This is a genomic window from Rhodococcus sp. EPR-134 (assembly GCF_001647205.1).
In the GTDB taxonomy this organism is placed as follows: Bacteria; Actinomycetota; Actinomycetes; order Mycobacteriales; family Mycobacteriaceae; genus Rhodococcus_F; species Rhodococcus_F qingshengii.
In genome coordinates this window covers 1-6,312 of sequence record NZ_LVCT01000024.1, presented here as the reverse complement: position 1 = coordinate 6,312, position 6,312 = coordinate 1, and the positions used below count along the sequence as shown (strand labels likewise).

The 6,312-nt window shown below is 64.4% G+C and carries 6 protein-coding genes; 1 reads left to right on the top strand and 5 read right to left on the bottom strand.

All coding sequences use genetic code 11. The features are described 5' to 3' along the window. The 4 genes from A2J01_RS00945 to A2J01_RS00930 all read right to left on the bottom strand — a co-directional run. On the bottom strand, positions 1–393 hold a 393-nt coding region (locus A2J01_RS00945; protein WP_197494130.1), incomplete at its 3' end, for a 5-oxoprolinase subunit PxpA. Between the two features lie 34 nt (positions 394–427). Then, entirely contained in the window at positions 428–1,309 is an 882-nt protein-coding gene (locus tag A2J01_RS00940; RefSeq protein ID WP_003945811.1) for a metal ABC transporter permease, read from the bottom strand. After that, positions 1,306–2,166: a metal ABC transporter ATP-binding protein gene (locus tag A2J01_RS00935; RefSeq protein WP_029254441.1), complete on the bottom strand. Its 861-nt coding sequence runs from the start codon at positions 2,164–2,166 to the stop codon at positions 1,306–1,308. The genes A2J01_RS00940 and A2J01_RS00935 overlap by 4 nt, the downstream gene beginning before the upstream one ends. 120 nt (positions 2,167–2,286) lie before the next feature. Continuing rightward, positions 2,287–3,237 carry a metal ABC transporter solute-binding protein, Zn/Mn family gene (locus tag A2J01_RS00930; RefSeq protein ID WP_064111523.1) on the bottom strand — a complete coding sequence of 317 codons (951 nt, stop codon included), beginning with the start codon at positions 3,235–3,237 and terminating at the stop codon, positions 2,287–2,289. A gap of 139 nt (positions 3,238–3,376) precedes the next feature. Here A2J01_RS00930 and A2J01_RS00925 point away from each other — a divergent pair, with 139 nt between their 5' ends. Next, positions 3,377–4,465 carry a LacI family DNA-binding transcriptional regulator gene (locus A2J01_RS00925; RefSeq protein ID WP_003945452.1) on the top strand — a complete coding sequence of 363 codons (1,089 nt, stop codon included), beginning with the start codon at positions 3,377–3,379 and terminating at the stop codon, positions 4,463–4,465. A gap of 3 nt (positions 4,466–4,468) precedes the next feature. Here the strand turns inward: A2J01_RS00925 and A2J01_RS00920 are convergent. Then, on the bottom strand, positions 4,469–6,312 hold a 1,844-nt coding region (locus A2J01_RS00920; RefSeq protein WP_064111520.1), incomplete at its 5' end, for a glycoside hydrolase family 15 protein.

Genomic DNA, 6,312 nt, shown 5'->3' with positions numbered 1-6,312 from the left:
GACCACGGCCCGCGCCTGCCGTCGGTGATGGACTATTGCGTTGTAGAGCGCGCCGTGGGGTTTGACGTACGTGACCCGCGATCCGGCGACACGAGCCAAACCGTCGAGTGCCCCTACTTGATAAATGACGTCGGCGGTGAGGTCCTTCGGGGAGACGTCGATGAAGCGTCTGCCGAAACCGGCGAGGTCTCGGTACCCCACCTGCGCGCCGATCCGGACGCCGCGGGCGGCGGCGGATTCGCAAGTCGCCAACAGCGTTGTCGGGTCGCCGGCATGGAATCCGCAGGCGATGTTCGCGCTGGTGACAAGTTCGAGCATGGCGTCGTCGTCGCCCAGGGTCCAGGCTCCGAAGCCCTCGCCGAGGTCGCTGTTCAGATCAACGCTGTAGCCCATACCTCGATTCTAGGTAGGTATGGGCTCTCGGTGTTCAGGCGTGCGCCGGAATCCGTCCGGCATTCTTGCGACGTGCGGATCCGAAGAGTCGGCATATCAGGTAGATCACGAACGAGACCGAGGTGACGAAACTCGAGACGGGAACGCCGGGGGCCAGCGAGAGAAGGATGCCGCCGACGGCTGCCAGTTCGGCGAACACGACGGAGAGGATCGTGGCCTTGAGTGGGCTTGCCGTGACGTACGCGGCGGCCGCTGCGGGGGTGATCAGCAGCGACATCACCAGCAGAGCACCGACGATCTGTACGCCGAGTGCTGCGGTGATGCCGACCAACACTGCGAACACGATCGACAGTGCCCGGACCGGAACACCGCGAGCTGCAGCAACTTCGGGGTCGGTGCTTGCGAACAGCAAAGGGCGGTAGATGAATCCGAGTGTGCCGATCACGATGACCGCGCACAGCAGCAGAAGTTCGAGACCGCTGTTTCCCGGCGCCACGATCTGTCCGACCAACAACGAGAAGCTGGTTCCCGTGCGACCGTCGTACGCCCAGAGGAACAACACCGACAGGCCGAGGCCGAAAGCCATGATCACGCCGATCACCGAATCTCGGTCGCGCGCTTTGGCTCCGAGCAGTCCGAACAGCACTGCCGCGACCACGGATCCGACGATGGCACCGAAGCCGACGCCCACACCGACGAGAAGTGCGGCGGATGCGCCCGTCAGTGACAGCTCACTCGTTCCGTGCACCGAGAACGACATCTGACGGCTCACGATCAGCGGCCCGATGATGCCGGCCAACAATCCGAGGATGGCACCGGCAATCAACGCCTGTTGGACGAAGTCGTACTGCAGTAGGTCGACGGTGGCGGACACGTCGAACATCCGCGACATCGCGTCGGTGAACTTGTTACTCACTGGTGGTGATCCTCATCAGAATGGTGAACGCCTTCTCCCGGGCGTAGTCCGCCTGCGCTGCCGAGCGCGTCGATGGCGTCTCCGGTGCCGATCACGACGAGGCGGCCACGAACCTGCAACACTTCGACGTCGGTGTTGTACAGATCCGAGAGAACCTCGGACGTCATCACTTCGGCCGGCGTCCCGATCCGGAATTTACCGTCCACCAGATAGAGCACTCGATCCACCAACGGCAGGATCGGATTGATCTCGTGCGTCACGAACAGCACCGCGGTGTCATGGCTGCGCCGACGCTTGTCGATCAGCGTCGAGACCAGGTGCTGGTTGGCGAGGTCGAGGCTGAGCAGCGGCTCGTCGCACAACAGGATCCGCGGGTCGCCGACCAAAGCCTGTGCGATCCGCAGTCGCTGCTGCTCACCGCCGGACATGGAACCGATGGGAGCGTCGGCGAACGACTGGGCGCTGACCTGTGCGATGGCGTCGTCGACGATCTTGCGGCGACGACCCCGACGCAGTAGGCCCGTACCCCACTGGTGACCGTCGACGCCGAGGCCGACCAGGTCGCGGCCGCGGAGCGGGAGGCCGTCGTCGATCGATTTCTGCTGCGGGATGTACCCGACGTGTGAGTTCCCGGCCCGTGCCGGCGTGCCGACGATCTGTGCACTACCGCCGCTGAGTTGTAGTTGGCCCAGCAGAATCTTCAGGAGCGAGGTCTTGCCCGACCCGTTCGGCCCGAGTACGGCGATGAACTCACCTGGCTGTACCTCGAGATCGAGCCCGTCCCACAATGTGCGGGCGCCGAAGGACAATCGAGCGTCCTTCAGCGTGACAGCGGGCACGGAGGCCTTTGAAGGCACGGTGTTACCAGAAGGCACGGTGTTACCAGAAGGCACGGTGTTACCAGGGGGCACAGGAGTATTCGCGGAAGTTTCTGTCACAAGCCGATCGGTTCTTCTCGGAAATGGTGGGGCAAATAATTACTGGGCAGAGAGGGCGTTTGCGAGCGACTCCGCGGTCTGCGTCTGCCACTGAATGTAGTCCAGGCCCTCGGGGAGAGTCTCCGTAACCTCGACGACGGGCACTCCGGCGGTTTCGGCTGTGGTGCGCATGTCCTGGGTCACTTTGTCCTGCGTCTGGATGTTGTAGACCAGTGCGCGGGCCTGCTTCTCCGAGAGGAGCTGGCGCGTTGCGGCGATTGCGGCCGGTGAAGGATCGTTGCCGTCGTCGATGGCACTGGTGAACTCTTCGGGAGTTGCGTCCTTCAGTTCAGCTGCGACCAGGAGGTAGTGCGCGATCGGCTCGGTCTGCGCCACCGGTGCGCCTGCGTGGGCAGCGGCGATGGAATCGGTGATCGCTGTGACGCCGGCGAGCTTCTGGCTGTATGCCTTCGCGTTGTCCTCGTAGGTCGCCGCGTTGTCCGGATCGAGAGCGCTCAGCTGATCGGCCACCGAATGTGCGACGGCGTCGACGGTCGGGATGTCGAACCAGACGTGTTCGTTGACTGCGCCGTGGGTGTGACCGTCATGCGATTCGCCCGCGGTTTCGCCGGCGTGGATGCCGCCGTCGAGCAGGTTGTAGGCGTTGACCGCATTCTGCTCGCCCTTGCCTGCGTCGAGGACGTCGGTGATGAACTGGTCGTAGCCGCCACCGTTGTAGACGACGAGCGATGCGTCGGTGATCTTGGCGGCATCGGCGGGAGTCGCCTCGAACGAGTGCGGGTCCGCGGACGGCTCGTTGATGATCGACGTCACGGTCAGCTTGTCGCCGGCGACGGCCTGCGCGACGTCGCCCCACACGTTCGTCGATGCGACGACGGTGATGCTGTCGTCCTTCGAGGAGGTTGAGCTGCACGCGGTGAGCGCGAATGCTGCGGCGACCGAGACGGCCGCGAGGGCGGTGGCGGTGCGGAATTTCGACGACGAACGCACGTGCTTTTCTCCTGAACAAAGGCTGGGCTAAATGCTATTGGAAACCGTTACCGTTACACATTAGCGCATAGTCGCTGGTAGTTCACCTTCGGTTCAGCCCCAACGCGCCGTCTGCGGGCACTACGGCTAACGTCCGTTTATGCCCCGGTCCCGTCAGCCACGCCGTCAAGCCACTTTGGCGTCGCTTGCCGCCGAGCTCAATGTGTCGAGAACTACAGTCTCGAACGCGTACAACCGACCCGATCAGCTCTCCGTCGAGCTGCGGGATCGAGTGCTCCAAGCGGCCAAGCGACGCGGATACCCCGGACCTGATCCGGTCGCCCGCTCCTTGCGAACTCGCAAAGCCGGCGCCGTCGGTCTCCTGCTTACCGAAGCACTCAGTTATTCGTTCCGTGACCCGGCTGCCATGAGCTTCCTGGCCGGTCTCTCGGAATCATGTGAGGACGCCGGCCAGGGCTTGCTGCTCATCCCGGCCGGGCCCGGGCGCGACGAGGTGGATGCTGCGGCCGTGGTCCAGCAGGCGGGCGTCGACGGCTTTGTCGTCTACTCCGTGGCCGACGACGACCCGTATCTTGCCGCCGTGCTCGAGCGTCACATTCCGATCGTCGTCTGCGACCAGCCCCGCGAGATTCCCGGTGCATCGCTCGTGGGCATCGACGACCGCGCTGCCATGCGCAAGGTCGCCGACTACCTCATCGGTCTCGGACACCGTGACATCGGCGTGCTCTGCATGAGGCTGGGGCGCGACCGGATGGACGGCGTCGTCAGCCAGGAACGACTCAAGTCCCCACACTTCCACGTCCAGCGTGAGCGGATCGAAGGAGTGCGCGACGCGATGGTGGCGGCCGACATGGACCCACTCTCACTCACCGTGATCGAGCGGTACGTCCACACATCGCAGTCCGGGCACTCGGCGGCGGCGGAAGCTCTCGCGACCAACCCCGAGATCACCGCACTGGTCTGCACCACCGATGTGCTGGCTCTCGGCGCCTTGGACTGGGCGCGCTGGCAGGGCATAGATGTACCTGGCCAACTGTCGATCACCGGATTCGACGGCGTTGACGAGGCGCTGCGTGAATCACTCACAACGGTGCGCCAGCCCCAGGAAGAGAAGGGCCGGCGTGCCGGTGCGCTCTTGATGTCGCCGTCTGGATCCGGCGTTCCGATAGTCGAGATGCTCGACACCGAACTACTGGCCGGGCGAACATCAGGTCGGATCAAGGGGTAGCGCTCACGCCAGGAGTTGGGCGCAGCGCAACAAGCCCAGATGGCTGTACGCCTGGGGGTGGTTGCCCAGTGAGCGTTCCGCGATGGGGTCGTACTCCTCCGCGAGCAGTCCGGTGGGACCCGCTGCCGCGACCAACTGGTCGAACAGCGCCTCTGCTTGCAGGCGTTGCCCGATCAGTAGGTATGCCTCGACGAGCCAGGCGGCACAGAGATGGAATCCACCTTCTATGCCGGGCAGGCCGTCGTCGTGATGGTAGCGGTATACCGTTGAGCCGCTGCGTAGTTCGGCCTCGGTGGCTACGACGGTTGCAGCAAAGCGCGGATCCGTCGGATCGATCAGCCCCGACAGTCCGATGTGCAGAGTCGCCGCGTCGAGATCGGTACCGTCGTAGGCTGCGGTGTACGACTGGACGTCGTCCTTCCAGCCTTTGTGTCGTACTTCGTCGGCGATCTGGTCACGCAGTTCCGCCCACTCGGGCAGGGCCTCGCGAGAAAAGCGGGTCGCAAGATCGACGGCGCGGTCGACGGTGACCCAGCCCATAACCTTGGAATAGACGTGGTGGCGCGGGTTGTCGCGAATTTCCCAGATGCCGTGATCGGGTTCGAACCAGCGCCGCTGCACTGCTTCGACCATGGCGCACACCAGTTCCCAGTCGCGGTCGCTCAAAGGATCGGGATCACCGGCCTTTTCGCGTGCATTCGCCAGTTCGACGATGAGCTCGACGATCGGGCCGAACACGTCCAGTTGAACCTGCTGATTCGCGGCGTTTCCGACGCGGACCGGCCGGGAGCCGGCGTATCCGGGGAGTGAATCGATGACGGCCTCTGGCGGTAGCGAAGTCCCGTAGAGCGTGTAGAGGGGGTGCAGGCGCTCGGGTCCCGGCAGTGTTTCGAGCACGCGGTGGACCCAGTCCAGGTAGTTCTCGGCCTCGTCGGTGGATCCGACGCTCACGAGAGCTGTTGCGGTGAGGGCGGCGTCGCGCAACCAGCAATAGCGGTAGTCCCAGTTGCGGACTCCGCCGATCTCTTCCGGCAGGGACGTCGTCGCGGCAGCCATGATGGAACCGGAATCGGCGTGGACCAGCCCGCGCAAGGTCAAAGCAGAGCGTTTCATCAAGTCCGGCTTCAGCTTCGGGAGTTCGAGCGTCTTGGCCCAATCGGACCAGTAGGCCTCCGAGGTCGCTCGACGCTCGAGCTCCGGAACGTCGGACGGGCCGATTTCTTCTGTTCCGCAGCGCAATTCGAGGACGACGTCACCCTTGGACGGCTCGACGATGGCGTGGGCGGTCTGCTGGTTTCCGTCGGTGGCGATGTTCCACAGCACACCGGGGGAGCGGAGTACGTACGGCTCGTTGGTGCCGAGGACCCGAATGCCCTCGTCGACGACCTCGAGCGTGACCTGACCCTGGCCGAACTCGGGACGGGGTGCAAACGAGACGATCGCGTCGGCCTGACCTGAAATGATGCGGGTCAGGTCGGTTCGTCCCTGTGGGACGTCGTGGGGGAGGTAGTCGGTGACGGACAGGCTCGCCCAGCGGGTCTGAACTGTCATCGTGCTGTCGATGTACTTCTGGCTCAGCGGCAAGGCTGTGCGTCGAGGCCCGACCGAGAAGTGGCCGGCCCCGGTTCCGCCGAGAAGGTGTGCGAAGACGGCCGCTGAATCCGGTTCCGGGTGACACAACCAGGTCAGCGTCGCATCCGGGGTCACCAAAGCGACGGTGCGCGGACTGGCGAGCATCGAGAGTCGCTCGATGGGCGGAGCGTCGGCGCCGGAAAGCCACGTACGACGCTCGTCGAGCAGGAATGCCAGAGCGGCAGCGACGTCCTCGGTGCTGTCGACGCGATAGT

What these genes read in the sequence shown, in the direction of transcription:
- A2J01_RS00925 (WP_003945452.1), top strand. Translation starts at nt 3,377, where the DNA reads ATGCCCCGGTCCCGTCAGCCACGCCGTCAAGCCACTTTGGCGTCGCTT.